Here is a 20387-nt window from a genome sequence, read left to right as displayed (position 1 = left end):
TTATGGTGCAGACCTTCTTTATTGAGGAGCCCCTTACCTACGACGGTCAGCAGCTGACCTCCCTGTGGGCTTTCCGGCACCTGCGCCTGCAGGGGGACAGCATCGTGGCTTTCCGGGGCGCGTGCCACGTGCGGCAGGAGGCCCTGGTCGACCTGGCCGACCACCTTGACGGTGCGTTCATCTATAGCCCTGACATGCTTCATTTCCTCGCCGAGCACTTTGAGAGCGACCTGGAGAAAGGGGTCCTGCGGCAGCGGCTCCTGGTTACTCTGGCGAAGGAAATCCTGGAGGAGATACTGGGTATCGCGGTCAAGAGGCGGGGCGACGACCTTTTTGTGGCGCAGAAGAAGTTATCCGTTTCCATTGCCACCGTGACGCCGGTATCGGTGATGATCCACTTTGGCCTGAACGTAAAGACCGAAGGTGTCCCTGTGCCGGCGGTTGGTCTTGGTGAGCTGGGGCTCTCCGAGGGTGCTGTGCGTGACTTTGCGACGCGGCTGCTTGCGGCTTACGCTGCGGAGATGAAGGAGGTCTGGCTGGCCCGGTGCAAGGTCCGCGGGGTACCGTAACGGGGGTATCTCTGAGGGAGGTCTTCTCGTCCGTTCAGGGCGAGGGGCCGTACGTTGGCTGTCGCCACCTCTTTGTGCGGTTTGCGGGCTGTAACCTTTCCTGCCGTTACTGCGACACTCCCCGGGACATTCCCGTAAGCTGCAAGGTTCAGGTGCAACCCGGGGGGCACGAGGTCGTGAAAATACCCAATCCGCTGACCCCAGAAGAGGTAGCGGTGCTGGCTGCTGGCCTTGATTTGAGCCGGCACCACGCGGTGAGCTTGACGGGAGGCGAGCCGCTTCTGTACCCCGAATTTTTGCAGGAACTTATTCCGTTGCTGCGTGGTGCTCGCCGGGGTATCTATCTCGAAACTAACGGGACGTTACCGGCGGCGCTGGAGGCGGTCGTTGAGCTGGTTGACCTGGTGGCGATGGATGTCAAGCTCCCGAGCGCGACGGGAATGGCACCGTTCTGGGAAAAGCACCGGGAGTTCTTGCGGGTCGCCCAAGGGCGGGAGGTTATCGTTAAAGCGGTCGTGATTAGAGGGACGCCGCTGGCGGAAGTGATTACGGCGGCCGAGTTGGCCGCGGCCGCCGGGGCGACGCTGGTGTTGCAGCCGGTAACTACGAACGACCGCGCGTTGCGGCCGTCGCCGGCAGAACTGCTACGGCTCCAAGCAGAGGCGCTTGGAATAGCCCGGGACGTGCGGGTTATCCCGCAGGTGCACCGGTTTTGCGGTATGTGGTAGTGTGCGGCGAAGGGAGAGGGAGAGGTGTTTGACCGGGAAAAGATAGAGCGGGCGGTACGCATGATCCTGGAGGCGATCGGCGAGGATCCGGACCGGGAGGGGTTGAAAGAAACGCCGGCCCGGGTGGCGCGGATGTACGAAGAGATATTTGCGGGCCTTGGGGAGAATCCGGCTGACCACCTGGAAAAATACTTCAACGTTGCGCACGAGGAAATGGTGCTGGTGCGGGACATTCCGGTCTACTCTGTCTGCGAGCACCATTTGCTCCCCTTTTTTGGGGTGGCCCATGTAGCCTATATCCCGCGCACGGGAAGTATTACGGGTTTGAGCAAGCTCGCCCGGGTGGTCGAGGGTTTTGCGCGCCGCCCCCAGTTGCAAGAGCGATTGACCGGTCAGGTGGCGGATGCTATAATGGAAAGGCTCCACCCGCGCGGCGTGTTGGTAGTCATTGAGGCGGAGCACATGTGCATGACGATGCGCGGGGTCAAAAAACCGGGGGCGAAAACCGTAACTTCGGCGGTGCGGGGCATTTTCCAGCAGAACCCGGCGACGCGGGCGGAGGCCTTTGCGCTGATCAAGGGGAGTTTAAAATAGCGCCTGCACACCGTGGGGAAGGTGAGAATATGAAAGAAGAAGAGATGCCGAAGCTTACGCTTATTGCTACCCGTTCGTTCAAAGAGTGTGAGGAACTCTACCGGGTGGTCGATTTTTTAAATAAAACCCTGAAAGAAAAGCGCGTCCTTTTCGGCCTCACGAAAGATAGCGCCAGAGGCGAGATGACCATTTCGATTTACGAGACGTAAATATCTTGTGGAAGAGGGAGCGGAACCAGTTTGCGCATCCTTTTGACTAACGACGACGGCATTTTTGCCGAAGGCATCAGCGTCCTCCGGAAAGCCCTGGAGAAAACGGCGGAAATATACGTTATTGCTCCGGATAGGGAGCGGAGCGCCACGGGACATTCGATTACCGTCCACCGGCCGCTTCGGGTCCGGGAGGCAGGTTTCCGGAGCCCGCGGGTGCGGGGCTGGGTGGTTGACGGCACTCCCGCCGATTGCGTGAAGCTGGGCTTAGAGGCCCTCTTGCCGGAGAAACCCGACCTCCTGATCGCAGGGATCAACCTAGGCCCCAACGTGGGGACCGACGTTCTGTACTCCGGGACCGTTTCGGCGGCTGTAGAGGGGATTATCAACGGCATCCCTTCGCTTGCTGTATCCCTGGCGACCCACCAGGAGCCCGACTTTTCCTGGGCGGTGCGTTTTGTGGTCAGTTTTCTTCCCGAGTTTACCCGGCAGGTGGTGCCGGCTGGGACGCTACTTAACATCAACGTGCCGCCAGGTGTTCCCCGCGGGGTGAAGATAACCAAGTTGGGCAACATCCGCTACGTTAACGTGATCGATATGCGGACCGACCCGCGCGGGAGGACCTATTTCTGGATGGCGGGGGAGCCGCTTGATCTTAACGGCAACGACCCGGATACGGATGTGCGGGCGGTTAAAGACGGCTTCATCTCCATAACTCCGGTCCAAATCGATTTAACCGACTATTTATTTATAGAAAAACTAAAGAATTGGTCGTTGCCCTGGTCGCGGGAGGAGCTTTTACGGGAATACCTTCCCGACGCGAGTGCAGGAGCGAATTAGCGGGTCAAAAAGCGGCCCGCTATTTTTTTAACCGCTGTGTGGTAAAATGTGGCCAGCAAGATTTCCTTACAGGGAGGTTAACGGGTGGTGTACGAAGCGAAAAACTATGAGCATCTCCTGGGGCTCGAAGGTTTCAGCGACCAGCTCTTAAAAAACCACTTCACGCTCTACCAGGGTTACGTGACAAATACCAATAAGCTGGCGGCGATCCTGGGGTCTTTGGCCGCGGCGGAGAAGACGGGGACACCGGAGTACGCGGAGCTCAAGCGGCGGTTTGGCTGGGAATTTAACGGGATGAGACTCCACGAACTCTATTTCGAGAATATGACCCGGGGCGGCGCGCCCCTCAGCCAGACATCCGTCCTTTACGAGGCCCTGGTGCGGGAGTTCGGCTCTTACGAGAACTGGGAGAAAGAGTTTAAGGGCCTGGGCCTGATCCGCGGCATCGGCTGGGTGGTCCTCTATCTGGACCCCGCAGGTAACCGCCTCTTCAATACCTGGGTCAACGAACACGATGTCGGTCACCTAACGGGCGGCGTGCCCCTGCTGGTGATGGATGTTTTCGAGCACGCTTACCTGCTCGACTACGGCCTCAAGCGGGCCGATTACGTGGCGGCGTTCATGAAAGCGATTGACTGGAACGTGGTCGTGGGCAGGTTTAAGTATAATCCCGGACGTTAAGGGTGCTTTCTGCCGTTGTGCAGTAGCATTTTATGCCGCCACGCAATATTTTAGAGAGTGAGCGGGAGCAAAACAGGCCGGAACAGCCGCCAGTGAACTGGTCACCATTAGGGGAGTGAGGGCGGATGCGGGTGTGCCTCGATCCAGGCCACGGCGGTTATGATCCAGGGGCGGTTGGCCCAGGCGGGCTGAAGGAAAAGGACGTAACGCTGGCGGTGGCTCTCAGGGCTGGCTTTTACCTGCAGGAGAGTGGGGCCGAGGTATTTTTCACCCGGGCAAGCGACCGGGTCAGTTGGCTGCCGGAAGTGGGGCGGGACCTGGCGGCGCGGGTCGAGATAGCCAACCGCGGGCAAGCCGACCTTTATCTGAGCATCCACTGCAACAGCGCCCCCACGCCCGAAGCGGGCGGGATTGAGACCTACTCGTTCCGGCAGATGGGAAAGGCTGCTGAGGTTGCGCGGCTCATCCAGGCGGAGTTAGTGAGGGAATTGGGCTTACGCGACCGGGGCGTGAAAACGGCCGGATTTTACGTCCTGCGCCACACGGCAATGCCGGCGGTCCTAACGGAACTTGCCTTTATCAGCAACCCGCGGGAAGAGAAGCTTCTATCAGACCCCGGCTTTCAGGAGCGGGCGGCCAAGGCCCTCGCGCGGGCGGTAGCTGTCCACTATGGCCTCGTGCTGGCGCCAGCGCCTGCTGCGCCGCGCCTGGTAATCGATAACCGGGCCGTTACCGGTGTGCCCCTGCAGGTCATTGAAGGCCGGACCTGGGTGGAGTTACGGCCTTTCGTCGCGGCAAGCGGGGGTACGGTCGAGTGGAATCAGGAGACGAAAACGATCGTTGTGTATTTGAAGCCGTAACGGTTGCCAGCGCTACGGCCCTGTGCTAAAATATAGGGAGCTTAAGGGGTTTTTGTTAAGGGCGGCATCAGATTAGAGCCGCACCGTTTTCTGTTTTGGCCGGACATAACCGCTTGGAGCCGCTGCGGACCGAGACGGGAGGTAGGCAGCTTTCGCCTTTCGGACACCGGGTCCGGGAGGTTTTTGTTTTTCAGGGGGTGACGGTCTTGCTACCAAAAGTGGCGGTAATCGGCGCGGGGAAGGTCGGCACGGCCTTTGCCCTGCGGTTGCAGGAGAAGGGTTACCCGGTGGTAGCCGTGGCGAGCCGGACCCCTGCTGCAGCGGCGCGACTGGCGGAAAAGACGGGGGCGCGGGTGCTTGCGAACGCGGCGGCGGCGCGGGAAGGCGACCTGGTCTGGATTACCACGCCGGACGGACTTATCGGCGCGGTGGCGGCGGAAATCTTTGCGGGCGGCGGGTTCCGCCCCGGGCAGTTTGTGGGACACGCCAGCGGGGCGCTACCGGCAGCGATTCTCGAACCGGCGCGCCGGGCCGGGGCGGTCATCTTTTCCCTGCACCCGCTACAATCTTTCGCCTCGCCCGAACTCGCGGTGACCCGGCTTCCGGGATCCTGCTTCACCTTTGAAGGCGATGCGGCGGCGCTGCCATTGGCGCGGCGGCTGGTTGATGATTTAGGCGGGGAGTTTTTCGCGATTGCGCCGGAGGCAAAGCCGCTCTACCATGCGGCGGCCTGCGTGGCTTCGAATTACCTTGTCACCCTTCTGGATTTCTTTCTGGCGCTGGCCAGGCGGGCGGGGTTCCCGGAGGAGAAAATCTTCCCGGCTTTTCTTCCTTTAATTCAGGGCACCTTACAGAATGTAGGGGCGGTTGGGCCAGTGGCGGGGTTGACGGGCCCTATCGCGCGCGGCGATGTTGAGACCATCCGGCGACACAAGGAGGCGATGACGGCTGCAGAGTGGGAATTTTACCGGCTACTCGGGCTCTATACGGTGGACCTGGCAGCAGAGAAAGGCCTAAGGGAGGAAGACGCAGCGGTACTGAAAAAAATCTTCGGCGAGGTGAAGTAGGGTTGAGTAAGGAGCGGGTTACAACGGCCGATTTTCGACGCTGGAAAGAGGAAAAACGTCCGGTTACCATGCTGACCGCTTACGACTTCCCCACGGCGCGGCTGGTGGACGAAGCGGGTATTGACGCGATTCTGGTTGGGGATTCGGTGGGCAACGTCATTCTCGGTTACCCGTCGACCCTTCCGGTTACCATGGAGGAAATGCTGCACCATACAAGGGCGGTAGCGCGGGCCGTTTCGCGGGCAATGGTTATCGGCGATATGCCGTTTCTCTCCTACCAGGCTTCGCGGGAGGAGGCGGTACGCAATGCGGGACGTTTCCTGAAAGAGGCGGGAGCGCAGGCGGTGAAACTCGAGGGCGGACGGGAGTTTGCAGCGACGGTGAAGGCGATCGTGACGAGCGGTATCCCGGTCATGGGGCATATTGGGCTAACCCCGCAGTACGTGCACCAGCTTGGCGGCTACCGGGTTCAGGGACGCCAGGCGGCTGCGGCGCAGCGCCTGGTAGAGGACGCCTTCAGCCTGGCCGAAGCCGGCGCCTTTGCGATTGTGCTCGAGTGTGTTCCTGCAGAAGTGGCGCGTTACATTACCGAAAACGTGCCGGTGCCCACAATCGGCATCGGTGCGGGGGTAGACTGTGACGGCCAGGTATTGGTGACCCACGACCTGCTCGGGCTCTACGGCGGCTTTGCGCCGAAGTTCGCCAAGCGTTATGCGAACCTGGTGGACGAGGTTATGCGCGCGCTTGCTGCCTTTCGGGAAGAGGTGCAGCGCCGCCAATTTCCCGGTCCGGAGCACAGCTTTACGATGCCTCCGGAAGAGCTGGCCCAGTTTTATGCCGCCAAAGAGAAGCCTTAATTGGGTTGCTGCGTGGCGCCAGAAAGGCCTGTACCCAACGCGGTGCGGGATCTTTAAGTTTACGGCGTAAAAAGGGGGCTTACCAGTGCAAGTTTTCGAAGATATTGCGGCCTTGCGGGGCTACCTGGCCCAGATGCGGGCCCAGGGCAAGCGGGTGGGCTTCGTCCCGACGATGGGTTTTCTGCACCAGGGTCACGTGGCGCTGATGAAAGCGGCGAAAGCGGATCCGGCGGTTGATCTCCTGGTGGTGAGCATTTTTGTCAACCCGCTCCAGTTCGGCCCGCGGGAGGACTACCGGGAATACCCGCGGGATCTGGAGCGGGATAAGGAGCTTTGTCGCGCTGCCGGGACTGATGCGCTCTTCGTTCCGGCGGTGGCGGCAATGTACCCGGAGGGGTTTGCGACCACCGTAGAGGTGGGCGGGGGCGTAACGGATGTTTTGTGCGGGCGCTCGCGTCCCGGCCATTTCCGGGGCGTGGCGACGGTGGTGGCCAAACTCTTTAATATCGTGCAGCCGGATGTGGCTTACTTCGGAATGAAGGATGCGCAGCAGGTGGTGGTCATCCGCCGGATGGTGGAGGACTTGAACTTCCCGGTACAGGTTAAAGCTCACCCCACGGTGCGGGAGGATGACGGTCTCGCCGTGAGTTCCCGCAATACTTACCTGAGCCCTGAAGAGAGGCGGGCGGCGCCGGTGCTCTACCGGAGCCTTAAATTAGCGGAGAGGGCGATCCTGGCAGGGGAAAGGGATGCGGCCAAGCTTAAGGAACTGCTTGTCCGGGAAATAGGCAGCGAGCCGCTGGCGCAGCTTGACTACGCCGAGGTGGTGAGCTGGCCCGGTCTTAAACCGGTCACGAAGATTGAAGCGGGAGCGGTTCTGATTGCGGTTGCGGCGCGCTTTGGCCGGGCGCGGTTGATTGATAACGTACTGGTAGAGGTGAAGTAGAGTGTTGCTTACGATGTTGCGCGGCAAGATCCACCGGGCAACAGTTAGGGAAACGAACCTGAATTATGTAGGGAGCATCACCATTGACGAAGCGCTCTTGGAGGCGGCCGATATTCTGCCGGGTGAGAAGGTCCAGGTGGTGAACATCAATAACGGGGCGCGTCTGGAAACCTACACCATCGCCGGACCGCGGGAGTCCGGGATCGTTGCGCTCAACGGTGCGGCGGCCCGTCTGGGCGAGCCAGGAGACAAGATAATTATCATCGCCTACGCCCTTGTTCCTTATCAGGAGGCAAGGGGCTTCCGCCCGCGGATAGTGGTTGTAGACGAGAATAACCGCGCGGTGGAAGTGAAGCGCGAAGAGGTCTGGGGTCCCTGCTAACCGTATTGACAGAAGGGGCCGGTCCCGCTACAATTAAGGTTAACTTGGGCCCGGATGGTTCGGAGAGGTTCTAATGGGAGAAACCGGTGCGGAGCTGAGCGCGGCAATCAGGCGGCTGAAGGAGGAGCGCGATGCGCTGATCCTGAGCCACTACTACCAGCGGCCGGAGATCCAGGATATCGCCGACTTTATCGGTGACTCACTGGAATTATCCCGGCGGGCGGCGACAACCGCGGCCAAAGTCCTGGTCTTCTGCGGCGTCCACTTCATGGCGGAAACGGCAGCCATCCTCTCCCCGGAAAAAGTGGTCCTTATCCCCGATCCAAGGGCAGGTTGCCCGCTGGCCGAGATGATCACTCCCGAGGCGTTGCGGGCGCGCAAGGCAGAGTTGCGCGGGCCGGTTGTGGTGGCCTACGTAAACACAACGGCGGCGGTTAAGGCGGAGAGCGACATTGTTTGCACGTCGGCCAATGCTGCCAGAGTGGTGCGGAGCCTGCCCCCAGAAAAGGACATCCTTTTCGTCCCCGACCGCAATCTCGGGCTGTATGCGGCGGCGCAGAACCCCGACCGCAAGATTATTTTTTGGGATGGTTACTGCCCTATCCACGACCAGATGCGGGCCGAGGATATTCTCAGGGCGAAGCAGGAACATCCTGCGGCCGAGGTCATCGCGCATCCTGAGTGCCGGCCAGAGGTCCTTGCCCTTGCCGATAAGGTGGCCAGCACCTCCGGAATGCTCCGTTACGCCCTTGATAGCGCAGCCCGCGAGTTTATTGTCGTGACGGAAGAAGGACTTTTGCACCAGCTCCGGAGGCAGAACCCGGAGAAAAAGTTTCACCTGGCCTCCCCGCGGCTGGTCTGCCCGAATATGAAGCGGACAACGCTCGATAAGGTTTACCGGGCGCTCCGTGACCTGGCACCCCGGGTGACAGTGCCGGAAGATGTTAGAGAACGGGCCGTGCAGGCGGTAGAACGGATGCTCGCGCTGGGATAGGAGCGGGTAGGATGATGGGGCGCTACCTCTTAAACTTTGACACCCGCGAACTTGACGCGGTTGAATGCGGTTTTCTCGTCCTTGGCAGCGGTATCGCCGGCTTGTACGCGGCGCACACGGCGAGCCGCTTTTGGGGCGATGTTGTTGTGCTGACGAAGCGCGGTATAGACGATACGGCTACGGAGCGGGCTCAGGGAGGGATAGCGGCGGCAGTAGGCCCCAGCGATTCACCGGTCCTGCACTACGAAGATACGCTCAAGGCCGGAGCCGACCTCTGCGACCCGGACGCGGTGAAGATTCTGGTAACGGAAGGCCCTGCAAGAATCGAGGAATTGATCGAGCTTGGCGCTCGTTTTGACCGGGCTAACGGCCGGCTGGACCTCACCCGGGAGGGAGCACACACCCGGCGGCGCATCCTGCACGCGGCGGGTGACGCGACTGGCGCCGAAATCCAGCGCGTTCTCTCTGCGGCGGTGCGCGCGAACCCCCGCATCAAGGTGCTTGAGGGCCACTTTGTGGTCGATCTGTTGGTTTCCCGCGGTGTCTGCTGGGGGGTCCTTGTCTGGGATAGCACTGCCGGTAAACTCCGGGTCTTTCGCTCCCGTATTGTGGTTGTGGCCACCGGCGGTGCCGGGCAGGTCTACCGGGATACCACTAATCCCCCGGTAGTAACCGGCGACGGTATAGCGCTTGCCTACCGGGCTGGCGCGGAAGTCATGGATATGGAGTTCATCCAGTTTCACCCCACGGTGCTCAATTTAAAGGGCGCCCCCCGCTTCTTAATCTCGGAGGCCGTTCGCGGGGAAGGCGGGCTCCTTTTAAATTCTCGTGGCGAACGTTTTATGCCCCGTTACCACCCCCTGGCCGAGTTGGCGCCGCGCGACGTTGTGGTGCGCGCGATTCTGAAGGAACTGGCAGCGGACGGTAGTGAGAGCGTTTACCTGAGTCTTGCCCATCTCGACCCGGAGAAGGTGCGGGAGCGTTTTCCGACGATTACGCAGCGGCTTAAAAGTTACGGGCTTGATTTGGCCCGGGACCTCATTCCTGTCGCGCCGGCGGCCCATTATTTTATGGGTGGGGTTAAGACAGGCATTCACGGGGAAACAAATATTAAAGGACTTTATGCCTGCGGCGAGACGGCCTGCGCCGGGGTTCACGGCGCCAACCGTTTGGCTTCCAACTCCCTTCTCGACGGCCTTGTTTTTGGCGGGATGATTGTCGAACACGCACGTTTCTTTTTACCGGAGCCGGTGGAAAACCACGCGGCGGGTGAGGGGCTGGAGCCTCTGACGGGCGCCGATATCGCCGCGTTGCGCACCGAACTGCAGTCACTCATGCAGGAACATGTCGGCCCTGTCCGCACGGCTGCCGGGCTGGAGGCCATATTGCGGCGTTTCGAGGAGTGGGAGTGGCTGCGGGGCCGGGAGGTTCGGACGCCCGAAGCGATGGAGTTCCGGAACATGTTTGACGTGGCCGAACTGATTGCCGAGGCGGCGCTGATGCGGACGGAGTCGCGCGGCGGGCATTACCGCACCGATTATCCCGAAAGCAAACCGCGCTGGCGGAAACACATCATCCTGCGGCGGCAGGTGTAGGAGCTTGGACGGCGCGTTAGTTGCCGGGCTTGACCGGCTTATCGATATGGCCTTGCGGGAAGATCTCGGTCCCGGCGATATCACTACGGAGAGCGTCGTCCCGGAGACACTCTGGGCGCGGGCCGAATTCATTGCTAAGGAAGAGGGAGTCGTTGCGGGCCTTCCGGTGGCGGGGCGGGTTTTCAGGCGGCTCGACCCGGAGACCGAGTTTTGGGCAGAGGTTGCGGAGGGCAGTGCCGTTAAGGCGGGAGCCGTACTCGCCGTGGTTGCGGGGCGGGCGAGGACGATCCTGACGGGGGAGCGGGTGGCGCTGAATTTTGTGCGCCACCTTTCGGGCATTGCTACCCGGACAAGACGGCTGGTTGCGGCGGTTGAAGGGCTACGCGCGGTGGTTCTCGATACGCGGAAGACCACGCCGGGCTTACGCGCGCTCGAAAAGTACGCGGTGCGGGCCGGCGGCGGGCGGAACCACCGGTTTGGGCTTTTTGACGGTATCCTGATTAAGGACAACCATATCCGGGCTGCCGGCGGCATAAGGGAGGCGGTGGCGCGCGCGCGGGCGCGTGCCCCCCATACCTTAAAGGTCGAGGTGGAGGTCCAAAGCCTGGACGAGGTTGAAGAGGCGCTTGCCGCGGGGGCCGACATCATTATGCTGGATAATATGCCGGTGGCGGCGATGCGGGAGGCCGTCCGGCGCATCGGCGGGCGGGCGCTGGTTGAGGCCTCCGGCGGGATTACGGAGGAGAATGTCCGGGAGGTAGCGGCAACCGGCGTGGATTTTATTTCCGCAGGGGCGCTCACCCACTCGGCGCGCGCCCTCGATATTTCGCTGGAGATCGTGGAGGTCCGTTAGCGGTTGTGTCGTTGCGCGAGAAGCTGCTGGCCCGGTTGCTTGCGGCTGCGGACTTCGTGTCCGGAGCGGAACTGAGTGGCGCTCTCGGCGTTTCCCGGTGCGCGGTCTGGAAGCATATCGAGGCGTTGCGGGACGAGGGTTACGAAATCGCGGGGAGTCCCCGGCGCGGTTACCGGCTCTTAAAGGTGCCCGACGCGTTATACCCGCCGCTTTTTTCGCCCTTGGTGCGGGGGAAGTTTGGCCGGCCCTACCATTTCTACCCCGTAGTTTCCTCCACGAATGATGTCGCCAAAGAGCTTGCCCGCCAGGGTGCTCCGGAGGGTGCGCTGGTTGTCGCTGAGGAGCAGACCGGCGGTCGGGGCCGGCTGGGCCGGGCGTGGCACTCTCCTCCCGGCGGCCTCTGGTTTTCTCTCGTCCTCCGCCCACCCGTTTCGCCGGCGGCGACACAGAGTCTGCCGGTTTTGCTCTCGCTGGCCGTTACCGACGGAGTCGCGGCTTTTCCGCTTCCGTCAGTCGAAGTGAAGTGGCCGAACGACATTGTGTACCAAGGAAAAAAGGTCGGGGGTATCCTGGTGGAACTCGGGGCGGAGGCGGAGGCAGTGCACTTTGTTGTTGCGGGCATCGGGCTTAACGTAAATATAACCTCCTTTCCCGCGCCGCTCGAAAAGACGGCGACTTCACTCCAAAAGATTGCTGGGGAGGCGCTGAGCCGCCCGCAGCTCCTGTCAGCCATTCTTGCCGCCGCTGAGCGGTACTACAGCTGCTGGTGCCGGGAAGGGTTTGCTCCCTTCCGGGAGGACTACGAGCGCCGCCTTTGCCTCCTGGGGCGCGAAGTGGAAATCTGCTGCGGCGGCAGTGTAGCCCGGGGCACGGTTGCCGGGGTTGACGCCGAAGGGCGTCTCGTCCTCGTCTCTCCGGACGGGACGAAACGGCGCTTCGTGGGGGGCGAGGTTACTTTCAAGCAGAAGCCGCGGCAGACCTTAAGGCCAGACGAGGATAAGGCTGAAGCGTAAGGAAAATTTGGTACGGCGGCTGCGGAAATCCTCCGGCCGCCGCGAGTGGAGCCGGCAGGGAGGAAACAGAATGCTGCTGGTGATAGATATCGGTAACACCAACATCTCAGTCGGTGTCTTCCGGGGCGAGGAGCTTGCGGCGGCCTGGCGCCTCGCAACTAGGCGAGAGCAGACCGCTGACGAAATGGGTCTGCTACTCCGGCAGTTCCTCCGCGAAGAGGCGCTGACTCCCGCAGAAGTAACCGGCATTGTGGCCTGTTCGGTGGTGCCGCCACTCAATCCTGCGGTTGAGAAGGCCTGCTGGCGTTATTTCGGGCGGCAGACCTTCTGGGTGGGGCCGGGGACCCGCACGGGCGTTCCGGTGAAGACCGAGAACCCGCGGGAAGTAGGGGCCGACCGCGTAGTGAACGCTGCTGCCGGTTACGCGCTGTACGGGGGGCCGCTTATCGTGGTTGACTTTGGCACGGCAACCACCTTCGACGTTGTCTCCGCCAAAGGAGAATACATAGGCGGCGTTATTGCGCCCGGAGTGGGCATCTCTTGCGAAGCACTTTTCAGCCGGGCGGCCAAGTTACCGCGGGTGGACCTCGTTCCGCCGCCAACGGTTATCGGCCGGAACACCGTGCACAGCATGCAGGCCGGAATTGTTTTTGGCTTTGTCGGGCTGGTGGACGAGATCGTCTGCCGCATCCGGGCAGAACTCAAGGAAGAGGCGCGGGTAGTAGCTACAGGTGGACTGGCGGACCTTGTTGCCCGGGAGAGCCGGACGATTCAAAAAATCGACCCGTATCTCACTCTTACCGGCCTCCGCCTGATTTATGAGCGCAACCAGCAGGTTTAGCGCCCTCCTCGGTGCGGGTTTTCCCGTAGTGAGTGCGCCGATGGCCGGAGTCAGTGATAAAGCCTTTCGGGTGATTGCCTGCGACCATGGGGCCCGGCTGGCGTGGACCGAAATGATTGCTGCCGCCGCGCTGGCTAGAAATCCTGCGCTAACAGAGGAACTTCTTGATCTAAGAGGCGAAGATAGGACGGTGGTGCAGCTCTTCGGGGCTGAACCGGAGGAGATGGCGGTGGCCGCGGCGTTGGCGGCGGGCGCTGGGGCTGCGGCGATCGACATTAACATGGGGTGTCCGGTAGATAGGGTAGTGGGGAGCGGCGCCGGTGCGGCACTGATGCTAAGGCCGGAGCGTGCCGCCGCTCTTGTCGCCGCGGTCAAGAAGGCGGTGGCGGTACCGGTAACGGTAAAGATGCGGCGGGGCTGGGACGAGCATTCGCCCGACGCCGTTATGGTGGCTGAGGCGGTAGTGGCCGCTGGCGCGGATGCGGTAATTGTCCACGGGCGGTACCGCAGCCAGTTTTTTTCCGGAAGGGCCGATTGGGGCATCATCGCGGCGGTGAAGCGGGCGGTGGCGGTACCGGTCATCGGCAACGGTGATGTGCGCTCAGCCGAGGACGCGGCCCAGCTTTTTGCTACCACCGGCTGTGATGCGGTGATGATCGGGCGGGCGGCCCGGGGTAATCCGTGGTTGTTTACCGCCTGCCAGAAATTCCTGCAAGAGAAGCGGCTTTTGCCGCCGCCGGGACCGGAAGAGCGGGTGGCAACAGCACTCAAACACTGCTCGCTTTTAGAGCGTTTTGAGGGGGCGCGGGCGCTAGTCAAGATGAAGCGCCAGGCCGACTGGTACACGCGGGGCTTACCGGGCGCCGCGCGGTTGCGGGAGTCGCTTTACCGGGCGGAAAGCGCGGCAGAGATAAAGTTGCTTCTGGTGGAGTTTTTGACTTGTTCCTGAGGGAAACTCCTGCTAAGATGTTTTAAGGTGTTTTTATTCCTGCGAGGCTGAGCCGATTGCCGCGGAGGTAGCTTGATGGAACGTTTCGCCTTTGTCATTCACCCGCTCGACGTGAGGGACGTGGCCCGGAAATTTCCTTTTACGCGGTTTTTGCCGGCCGCATTGGTAGAGCGGGCGATAAAACTTCTGCCGCCGCTCAAAGTCGCCCACATTACCGGGATCCGCTCGCCTTACGCGGAGGCGGAGGGCTGGTTTGTCTCCTGTCCCCTCACCGCGCGGCAGATCATGAGCCTCCCCGCTGCCTACGTGACGGAGAAGATCGTCCGGGCGGGGCGGCTGGCCGAAGAATTAGGCGCGAAGATCCTGGGGCTGGGCGCCTTCACGAAAGTGGTGGGCGATGCGGGCGTGAGCATCGCCAGGCGCCTGCGGATTCCCGTTACCACCGGTAACAGCTACACGGTGGCGACGGCGGTTGAGGGAACCAGGGAAGCGGCGCGCTTGATGGGCCATGACCTGGCCACGGCAACAGTGGTGGTCGTCGGCGCTACGGGCGCGATTGGCCGGGTCTGCGCCGAACTTCTGGCGCGCGAAGCGCGGGACCTGACCCTGGTGGGCCGGGACGAAGGGAAATTAGAATTGGTGGCCGACCGTATCCTTTACCGGACGGGTCGGGCCGCAAAGATTACTACGGATATTGTGCAGGCCTTGCGGGAGGCAGACGTCGTTATCACGGTAACCAGCGCGGTGGATACAGTGATCGAGCCCGAATACCTGAAGCCCGGTGCGGTAGTCTGTGACGTGGCGCGGCCGCGCGACGTCTCCCGGCGCGTGGCCGTGGAGCGGCCAGACGTACTGGTTATCGAGGGCGGCGTGGTGGCGGTTCCTGGAGACGTTGATTTCCATTTGGATTTCGGCTTTCCGCCGAAGACCGCCTACGCCTGTATGGCGGAGACGATGATCCTGGCGCTGGAGCGTCGCTACGAATCTTTCACGTTGGGCCGGGAACTGAGCACGGAAAAGGTGGAGGAAATAGCGGCACTCGCCAAAAAGCACGGGTTCAAGCTCGCCGGCTTCCGGAGTTTTGAGCGCGCACTGGATGCGGCGGCCATTGAAAAAATAAAGGCGGCGGCGCGCCGAAAATAGGAGGCTTGACAGGAGGTCTGGCGCTCCTTATAATGATGGCCAAAGGTTCAGGGGGCACTGTGCGGTTTCATCTGCACAGTGCAAAGTCTTTATTATAGGCGGTTGCCGCTATCCCGAATAAGAAGCGCCGTGGCGCATAATTGTTATTGTATCAGGGACGGAGCCTCCCGAATTAAAATTTTTAAGGAGAGATTGTGGTTGAAAGAAAAGGAAGTCATTCTGACCACCGAGGGACTGCGGCGACTCGAAGAGGAGCTGGCCAATCTGAAGTCTGTCCGGCGTCGGGAGGTGGCGGAGCGGATCAAGCAGGCGATTGAGTTTGGCGATATAACCGACAATTCGGAGTACGAGGACGCGAAAAACGAACAGGCCTTCATCGAGGGGCAGATCATCACCCTTGAAAAGATGCTGCGGAACGCGCGCGTCATAGACGCTGCGGAGGTCGGCACGGACGTGGTGGGCATCGGCTCTACCGTGTTGTTACAGGACCTTAGCGACGGCAAGGAGTACCGTTACACCATCGTCGGTTCGGCGGAGGCCGATCCCGCGGCCTTGCGGATCTCCAACGAGTCGCCGGTGGGGCGGGCATTGCTCGGGCAGCCCAAGGGGGCGGTAGTCGATGTGGAGGTTCCCGCCGGGCGGCTGAAGTTTATGATTCGCGACATCACGCGCTGAGGGCAGGGGAAGGGACGTTGCCGGTGACGGAACACGTGCAAAATCCTGAAGCCGAGCTGGACGAGCTGCTGCGCATCCGGCGGGAAAAGCTGCGCGAGGTGCGGGACGCAGGGGTTGAGCCCTACGGCAGGCGCTTTGAGCGGACGCACAGCGCGGCCGAAATCAAGAGCGGCTTTGAACAATTCGAAGGGAAAGAGGTTACCATTGCCGGGAGGCTGATGGCCAAGCGGGGTCACGGCAAGGCCGCGTTCGGCGACTTGCAGGACTTCTCCGGCCGTATCCAGATTCACGTCCGCCAGGACGAAGTAGGGCCAGAGGCTTACCAACTCTTCAAAAAGATAGATATCGGCGACATCCTTGGGGTGCGCGGCACCGTTTTTCGCACCAGGACGGGAGAGATAACCGTAGGGGTAAAGGAATTGACGCTCCTCGCGAAGTCCCTGCGCCCTCTCCCGGAGAAATGGCACGGTTTGCGGGATGTAGAACTCAGGTCCCGGCAGCGCTACCTGGACCTGATCGTCAACCCGGAGGTACGCCAGACCTTTATCCTGCGGAGCAAGATCATCCGGGAGATCCGCCGGTTTTTAGACGACCGTGGCTTTCTCGAAGTCGAAACGCCGATGATGCAGCCTATTGCCGGGGGTGCAGCGGCACGCCCCTTCATCACCTACCACAACGCCCTCGATCTCAAGCTTTACCTGCGGATTGCCCCGGAGCTATATCTCAAGCGCCTGTTAGTGGGCGGTTTTGAGAAGGTTTACGAAATAAACCGCAATTTCCGGAACGAAGGGTTATCCACCAGGCATAATCCGGAGTTTACCATGCTCGAGCTCTACCAGGCTTACGCCGATTACACCGACATGATGGCGCTCACGGAAGAACTGATCAGTTCGGTGGCCCGGACGGTCCTGGGGACGGAAGAGATAAGGTACGGCGAGGCGGTTATCAACTTGAGACCCCCCTGGCCCCGGCGCACCTTTCTCGACGCGGTAAAGGAGAGAAGCGGTGTTGATTTCGGCGGGCTGGACGCGGCGGCGGCGCGCGAGGCGGCCAGACGGTTAGGGGTAGAGGTTGCGGAAAACGCCCTCTGGGGCGAGGCGGTTAACGCTGTCTTTGAGGAATTAGTGGAACCGGAGCTTATCCAGCCTACCTTCATCATCGATTACCCGGTGGATATTTCGCCCCTCGCCAAAAGAAAGGAAGATGATCCGCGCCTCACCTACCGGTTTGAGCTCTTCATCGCCGGGCGGGAGATAGCGAATGCCTTTTCGGAGCTGAACGACCCGCTCGACCAGCGGGAACGCTTTTTAAAGCAGATAGAGAAGCGACAGGCTGGCGACGAAGAAGCCCATATGTTCGACGCGGACTACGTGACGGCGCTGGAATACGGGATGCCGCCGGCGGGGGGACTGGGGATCGGCATCGACCGTCTGGTGATGCTCCTGACTAACGCCGCCTCGATCCGGGAGGTCATCCTCTTCCCGCTGCACCGGCCGCGGGATTAAGGTTCGCGGTTCACCGTTAAAAAGTTCGCGGTTTAAAGGCCGGAAGCCGCAGTTAAAAAGTTCAAGCGCGCCAGGCTAAGCCCTCTGGGCGGGAAAGAGAACAGCGCCGCCGGTTCAGGGTGCAGTTTTCACTAAGTCCCACCGGGGTGTGAGCGGCTGCGTGAGGTCCATGTGGCCGGTAAGGCTTTCGATCCTCTCCCCTTCAAGGAGAAACTGAACCCGGGAGATACCCGGTAGCCGGGCCAGGGTGTTGACCACCGAATAGACGGTCATCAACTCGCCGGCCGACCCGCCCCAATGCTCGGTTTTAAGCTCCCGGGAAAAATTAACGGTGGCGGTCCCGCCGGCCACCTCGAGGGACAGGAGCCTGGTTCCCTCCGGAATGGTTCTGGTCCGGCCGGGCAGGCGGGGACCCGCAATCAGCGCCTGGACGACCGCTTCCGGAAGGGTTTTGCTCTCTGGCGTGAGGCTGCGCTCTTCCGGAAGGAGATACATAGCCTGGTTATCGCTAAAGTAGAGGATGACCTTTACGGGGGAGGGCGCGGGGTTCTTGCGGCCTGCGGCGGGTTCTGGAGTGGCAGGCGCTACGGGCACCTTTGCTGGGGACGCCGGAGGCTTTACGCTGCTCTGGCCGCTGTGGGAGTAAAAGAGCGCAAGCGCCAGGACTATAGCGGCGCAAGCGCCGGCGAGAAACCAAGTCCATTTTTTACGGGGCATCTTTGTTCCCTCCTTGATAAGTATAAGTGTAAGGTTTTTGGGCCGTCAAATCAACATTGGTTGCTCCCCAACCCGGAGTAAAGGGACTACCGTGGCTGGGAGGAGAAGCTGGGGCGAGGCAAAATCCCTGCGGTTCCCCTAGGGCCGCTGTTACTCAAGAGGGGATGTTAGGCGTGTGGCCGGCAACAGAAGTTAAGCAACTGCCCCCCGTCCGGGTGGCATACGTGGTCCGGCAGGGGCCTTACGACAGCCTGGCGGAGGCCTTTCACGAGCTCTGCGCCCGGGTCAAAGCGCAGGGTATGACGGTGGTGGGACCGCCAGTGCTTGTTTACCGCAGCCACCCGGAGGGAGTGCCACCGGCCTTTCGTGAGTGGGAGCTTCAGCTTCCGGTGGCGGGGGAAGCCACCGGCGGGGAGGAAAACGCCCTACCGGTTAAGGAGTTGCCGGCCAGGGTGGTCGTTGCTACGGGAAGCCGTGGCGGGTATACTACTGTGGGCGGGCTGTTGCCCGCTCTTTTTCAGGTGGCGTATAGCCGCGGTTACCGCCTGGCCGGGCCGGCGGAAGAGGTTTATCCGGACGATTTTTCGAGGGTACCGTTAGGGGAAGTGCTAACGGAGGTGCGCTTCCCGGTAGCGGTACGTTGAGCTTTTTAAAGAGAAAATATCCGCCTGAAAAAACTTGACAAGGGGGATGCCGCATGATACGATGGGCTTACGCGGCAATCCCGCGGGAGAAAATTTTTCAGGAGGATGTTTTAATGCAAGGTCGAGTCAAGTGGTTCAGCAAGGAGAAAGGTTACGGGTTCATCGAGCGGATGGACGGCAGGGGGGACGTTTTCGTGCACTACTCTGCCATTCAGGAGCGAGGGTTCAAGGCGTTGGAGGAAGGGCAGGAGGTTGAGTTCGAGATCGTCGATGGTCCGCGGGGGCCGCAGGCGGCAAACGTGGTGAAGTTGTAAGATCCGGAAAGGGAGGAGACCCCGGTCGGCGGGCCGGGGTCTTTTTATTTGGGTTTAGGTGGCTGGGCGGCAGGAATTTACTCCGTGAAGAGGAAATAATATACCAGAGACCTCTATCGGTGTACGGAAAGGAGAGGGAAACGATGCAGGTGGTCGTGCGGGGGAAGAACATCAAGGTAACGGATGCACTACGGGGCTACGTCGAAAAGAGGCTCGCGAAACTCGACCGGTTTTTTAACGGCCTTTCGGAGGCCCAGGTTGCGCTCTCGGTGGAGCGGGGGAATCACCGGGTAGAGGTGACGATTCCGGTCAACGGGATGATTCTGCGGGGCGAGGAAGCCACCCACGATATGTACGCGGCGGTCGACCTGGTGGTGGAAAAGTTAGAAAAGCAGATCGAGCGCTATAAGAGCCGGTTCAACCGGCGGGCGCGCGTGGGCAACGTTCCGGTAGCGGAAGTTGCCGCTCCGGAGCCGTTAGAAGATACGGAGAAGAATGAGGTAGTGCGCGTAAAGCGCTTCGCGATTAAGCCGATGAATATAGATGAAGCGATAATGCAAATGAACTTGCTCGGGCACAACTTTTTCGTCTTCCGGAACGCGGAGACGGAGGCTGTCTGCGTCCTGTACCGGAGGAAGGACGGCAACTACGGTCTGATTGAGCCGGAAGACTGAAGTTTTAACCGATACCGGGAGGTTGAGCATGAGTAAACTGGGCGCTGGGCAGTTAAGTCGGTGCGAGGAGATGTTGCGGGGCATCCCGGACGTGGTTTCCGCCCGGGTGGTCCTGGACGGCGAAGGCAGTATAAGCCAGATAAGGATTTTAGCGGGGGCGGAACGTAACGCGGCCAGCATCGCCGCAGATGTGGTCGCGGGGCTGAAAAAAAATTTTGGGGTGGATGTCGATCCCGCCAGCATTATTATCACGCACTTGCAGGAGCCGGCGGGAGAGGGAAGTGAAGCCACTGCTCTCTCTTCTGGTGAGCGGCCACGCTTTGTGGGGCTCAATATGAGCTCGAAGGGCAACAAAATAGAGGTGCGGGTGGAGCTTGCCAACCGCGGCAAGATCCTGAGCGGCGTGGCAGTAGGGCCGGCCTCGGCCCGGAACCGGCGCCGGCTCATCGCCCAGGCAATGCTCAGTGCGCTTGAGAGCGAGTCGGAGAGCGGTTATTCCTTCATCCTGGAAGACCTTACGGTGGTCACGCTGGCCGGCAAGCAGGTGGCCCTGGTGGCTGTTTCCCTGCTTTCCCCCCTGGGGGAAGAGTTTCTTACCGGAAGCGCGGTGGTGGATGAGGAAGAGCCGGAAGCGATTGTGAAGGCGACGCTTGACGCGATCAACCGCCGTTTGAGTGTCCTCATGTAGAGGCGGCGTTTAGCGCGGCACCGGTTGAACGGAAGCCGCGGGCGTGGTA

At 61.1% G+C, this 20387-nt stretch carries 25 protein-coding genes; 24 read left to right on the top strand and 1 reads right to left on the bottom strand.

The window, feature by feature from the left end:
* Nucleotides 1-2 precede the first annotated feature (2 nt).
* From EDD75_RS02460 to lysS, 20 genes are all read left to right on the top strand, one after another.
* Complete coding sequence (locus EDD75_RS02460) at nucleotides 3-569, top strand: DUF366 family protein (protein ID WP_123927529.1); 567 nt, start codon at nucleotides 3-5, stop codon at nucleotides 567-569.
* Nucleotides 545-1297 carry a 7-carboxy-7-deazaguanine synthase QueE gene (locus tag EDD75_RS02455; RefSeq protein WP_211328051.1) on the top strand — a complete coding sequence of 251 codons (753 nt, stop codon included), beginning with the start codon at nucleotides 545-547 and terminating at the stop codon, nucleotides 1295-1297. The genes EDD75_RS02460 and EDD75_RS02455 overlap by 25 nt, the downstream gene beginning before the upstream one ends.
* A gap of 24 nt (nucleotides 1298-1321) precedes the next feature.
* Nucleotides 1322-1891, top strand: a complete 570-nt coding sequence (folE, locus tag EDD75_RS02450) for a GTP cyclohydrolase I FolE (protein ID WP_123927526.1) — start codon at nucleotides 1322-1324, stop codon at nucleotides 1889-1891.
* Between the two features lie 29 nt (nucleotides 1892-1920).
* On the top strand, nucleotides 1921-2100 hold the full coding sequence (locus tag EDD75_RS02445) for a YpmA family protein (protein ID WP_123927523.1): 180 nt from the start codon (nucleotides 1921-1923) through the stop codon (nucleotides 2098-2100).
* Between the two features lie 30 nt (nucleotides 2101-2130).
* On the top strand, nucleotides 2131-2940 hold the full coding sequence (gene surE / locus EDD75_RS02440) for a 5'/3'-nucleotidase SurE (RefSeq protein WP_123927520.1): 810 nt from the start codon (nucleotides 2131-2133) through the stop codon (nucleotides 2938-2940).
* Between the two features lie 87 nt (nucleotides 2941-3027).
* Nucleotides 3028-3621, top strand: a complete 594-nt coding sequence (locus EDD75_RS02435; RefSeq protein WP_211328050.1) for a superoxide dismutase — start codon at nucleotides 3028-3030, stop codon at nucleotides 3619-3621.
* 125 nt (nucleotides 3622-3746) lie between these two features.
* The gene (locus tag EDD75_RS02430; protein WP_123927514.1) at nucleotides 3747-4481 is read left to right on the top strand and encodes an N-acetylmuramoyl-L-alanine amidase; all 735 of its coding nucleotides are present in this window, start codon (nucleotides 3747-3749) and stop codon (nucleotides 4479-4481) included.
* 206 nt (nucleotides 4482-4687) lie between these two features.
* A complete protein-coding gene (locus EDD75_RS02425; protein ID WP_211328049.1) occupies nucleotides 4688-5548 on the top strand; it encodes a Rossmann-like and DUF2520 domain-containing protein in 861 nt (286 codons plus the stop codon).
* A gap of 2 nt (nucleotides 5549-5550) precedes the next feature.
* Nucleotides 5551-6405, top strand: coding sequence for a 3-methyl-2-oxobutanoate hydroxymethyltransferase (gene panB, locus EDD75_RS02420; RefSeq protein ID WP_123927511.1), 855 nt, complete (start codon nucleotides 5551-5553; stop codon nucleotides 6403-6405).
* An 85-nt stretch (nucleotides 6406-6490) separates the two neighbouring features.
* On the top strand, nucleotides 6491-7351 hold the full coding sequence (panC, locus tag EDD75_RS02415) for a pantoate--beta-alanine ligase (RefSeq protein WP_123927508.1): 861 nt from the start codon (nucleotides 6491-6493) through the stop codon (nucleotides 7349-7351).
* A 13-nt stretch (nucleotides 7352-7364) separates the two neighbouring features.
* Complete coding sequence (panD, locus tag EDD75_RS02410; RefSeq protein WP_425451639.1) at nucleotides 7365-7733, top strand: aspartate 1-decarboxylase; 369 nt, start codon at nucleotides 7365-7367, stop codon at nucleotides 7731-7733.
* 73 nt (nucleotides 7734-7806) lie between these two features.
* Nucleotides 7807-8727: a quinolinate synthase NadA gene (gene nadA / locus EDD75_RS02405; RefSeq protein WP_123927501.1), complete on the top strand. Its 921-nt coding sequence runs from the start codon at nucleotides 7807-7809 to the stop codon at nucleotides 8725-8727.
* Nucleotides 8728-8738: 11 nt separating this feature from the next.
* A complete protein-coding gene (gene nadB / locus EDD75_RS02400) occupies nucleotides 8739-10322 on the top strand; it encodes an L-aspartate oxidase (protein ID WP_123927498.1) in 1584 nt (527 codons plus the stop codon).
* A 4-nt stretch (nucleotides 10323-10326) separates the two neighbouring features.
* Entirely contained in the window at nucleotides 10327-11175 is an 849-nt protein-coding gene (nadC, locus tag EDD75_RS02395; RefSeq protein WP_211328048.1) for a carboxylating nicotinate-nucleotide diphosphorylase, read from the top strand.
* Between the two features lie 5 nt (nucleotides 11176-11180).
* Nucleotides 11181-12188: a biotin--[acetyl-CoA-carboxylase] ligase gene (locus tag EDD75_RS02390; protein ID WP_123927495.1), complete on the top strand. Its 1008-nt coding sequence runs from the start codon at nucleotides 11181-11183 to the stop codon at nucleotides 12186-12188.
* Between the two features lie 70 nt (nucleotides 12189-12258).
* Nucleotides 12259-13029, top strand: coding sequence for a type III pantothenate kinase (locus EDD75_RS02385; RefSeq protein WP_123927492.1), 771 nt, complete (start codon nucleotides 12259-12261; stop codon nucleotides 13027-13029).
* The gene (gene dusB, locus EDD75_RS02380) at nucleotides 13007-13978 is read left to right on the top strand and encodes a tRNA dihydrouridine synthase DusB (protein ID WP_123927489.1); all 972 of its coding nucleotides are present in this window, start codon (nucleotides 13007-13009) and stop codon (nucleotides 13976-13978) included. The genes EDD75_RS02385 and dusB overlap by 23 nt, the downstream gene beginning before the upstream one ends.
* 75 nt (nucleotides 13979-14053) lie before the next feature.
* Nucleotides 14054-15121 carry an NAD(P)H-binding protein gene (locus tag EDD75_RS02375; RefSeq protein WP_123927486.1) on the top strand — a complete coding sequence of 356 codons (1068 nt, stop codon included), beginning with the start codon at nucleotides 14054-14056 and terminating at the stop codon, nucleotides 15119-15121.
* A gap of 198 nt (nucleotides 15122-15319) precedes the next feature.
* Nucleotides 15320-15796 (top strand): transcription elongation factor GreA, encoded by a 477-nt coding sequence (gene greA / locus EDD75_RS02370; RefSeq protein WP_123927483.1) that lies wholly within the window; start codon nucleotides 15320-15322, stop codon nucleotides 15794-15796.
* A gap of 17 nt (nucleotides 15797-15813) precedes the next feature.
* A complete protein-coding gene (gene lysS / locus EDD75_RS02365; protein ID WP_211328047.1) occupies nucleotides 15814-17301 on the top strand; it encodes a lysine--tRNA ligase in 1488 nt (495 codons plus the stop codon).
* A gap of 114 nt (nucleotides 17302-17415) precedes the next feature.
* Here the strand turns inward: lysS and EDD75_RS02360 are convergent, their stop codons facing one another.
* On the bottom strand, nucleotides 17416-18018 hold the full coding sequence (locus EDD75_RS02360) for a GerMN domain-containing protein (RefSeq protein ID WP_123927481.1): 603 nt from the start codon (nucleotides 18016-18018) through the stop codon (nucleotides 17416-17418).
* 164 nt (nucleotides 18019-18182) lie between these two features.
* Between EDD75_RS02360 and EDD75_RS02355 the strand changes: the two genes are divergently transcribed.
* The 4 genes from EDD75_RS02355 to EDD75_RS02340 all read left to right on the top strand — a co-directional run bounded on the left by EDD75_RS02355 (nucleotide 18183) and on the right by EDD75_RS02340 (nucleotide 20338).
* On the top strand, nucleotides 18183-18662 hold the full coding sequence (locus EDD75_RS02355; protein ID WP_123927478.1) for a GyrI-like domain-containing protein: 480 nt from the start codon (nucleotides 18183-18185) through the stop codon (nucleotides 18660-18662).
* Between the two features lie 113 nt (nucleotides 18663-18775).
* Nucleotides 18776-18976, top strand: coding sequence for a cold shock domain-containing protein (locus EDD75_RS02350; protein ID WP_123928321.1), 201 nt, complete (start codon nucleotides 18776-18778; stop codon nucleotides 18974-18976).
* A gap of 143 nt (nucleotides 18977-19119) precedes the next feature.
* Complete coding sequence (gene hpf, locus EDD75_RS02345; RefSeq protein ID WP_123927475.1) at nucleotides 19120-19650, top strand: ribosome hibernation-promoting factor, HPF/YfiA family; 531 nt, start codon at nucleotides 19120-19122, stop codon at nucleotides 19648-19650.
* 28 nt (nucleotides 19651-19678) lie between these two features.
* Complete coding sequence (locus EDD75_RS02340; protein ID WP_123927472.1) at nucleotides 19679-20338, top strand: hypothetical protein; 660 nt, start codon at nucleotides 19679-19681, stop codon at nucleotides 20336-20338.
* The last annotated feature ends 49 nt before the right edge of the window (nucleotides 20339-20387 follow it).

The organism is Thermodesulfitimonas autotrophica (assembly GCF_003815015.1).
Classification (GTDB): domain Bacteria; phylum Bacillota; class Desulfotomaculia; order Desulfotomaculales; family Ammonificaceae; genus Thermodesulfitimonas; species Thermodesulfitimonas autotrophica.
Note: the sequence above shows the minus strand (reverse complement) of the source record. Positions and strands in the feature narration are given on the sequence as shown.

What these genes read in the sequence shown, in the direction of transcription:
- EDD75_RS02460 (WP_123927529.1), top strand. Translation starts at nt 3, where the DNA reads ATGGTGCAGACCTTCTTTATTGAGGAGCCCCTTACCTACGACGGTCAG.
- EDD75_RS02445 (WP_123927523.1), top strand. Translation starts at nt 1,921, where the DNA reads ATGAAAGAAGAAGAGATGCCGAAGCTTACGCTTATTGCTACCCGTTCG.
- EDD75_RS02430 (WP_123927514.1), top strand. Translation starts at nt 3,747, where the DNA reads ATGCGGGTGTGCCTCGATCCAGGCCACGGCGGTTATGATCCAGGGGCG.
- panD (WP_425451639.1), top strand. Translation starts at nt 7,365, where the DNA reads ATGTTGCGCGGCAAGATCCACCGGGCAACAGTTAGGGAAACGAACCTG.
- nadA (WP_123927501.1), top strand. Translation starts at nt 7,807, where the DNA reads ATGGGAGAAACCGGTGCGGAGCTGAGCGCGGCAATCAGGCGGCTGAAG.
- nadB (WP_123927498.1), top strand. Translation starts at nt 8,739, where the DNA reads ATGATGGGGCGCTACCTCTTAAACTTTGACACCCGCGAACTTGACGCG.
- EDD75_RS02385 (WP_123927492.1), top strand. Translation starts at nt 12,259, where the DNA reads ATGCTGCTGGTGATAGATATCGGTAACACCAACATCTCAGTCGGTGTC.
- dusB (WP_123927489.1), top strand. Translation starts at nt 13,007, where the DNA reads ATGAGCGCAACCAGCAGGTTTAGCGCCCTCCTCGGTGCGGGTTTTCCC.
- EDD75_RS02375 (WP_123927486.1), top strand. Translation starts at nt 14,054, where the DNA reads ATGGAACGTTTCGCCTTTGTCATTCACCCGCTCGACGTGAGGGACGTG.
- EDD75_RS02360 (WP_123927481.1), bottom strand. Translation starts at nt 18,018, where the DNA reads ATGCCCCGTAAAAAATGGACTTGGTTTCTCGCCGGCGCTTGCGCCGCT.
- EDD75_RS02355 (WP_123927478.1), top strand. Translation starts at nt 18,183, where the DNA reads ATGTTAGGCGTGTGGCCGGCAACAGAAGTTAAGCAACTGCCCCCCGTC.
- EDD75_RS02350 (WP_123928321.1), top strand. Translation starts at nt 18,776, where the DNA reads ATGCAAGGTCGAGTCAAGTGGTTCAGCAAGGAGAAAGGTTACGGGTTC.
- hpf (WP_123927475.1), top strand. Translation starts at nt 19,120, where the DNA reads ATGCAGGTGGTCGTGCGGGGGAAGAACATCAAGGTAACGGATGCACTA.
- EDD75_RS02340 (WP_123927472.1), top strand. Translation starts at nt 19,679, where the DNA reads ATGAGTAAACTGGGCGCTGGGCAGTTAAGTCGGTGCGAGGAGATGTTG.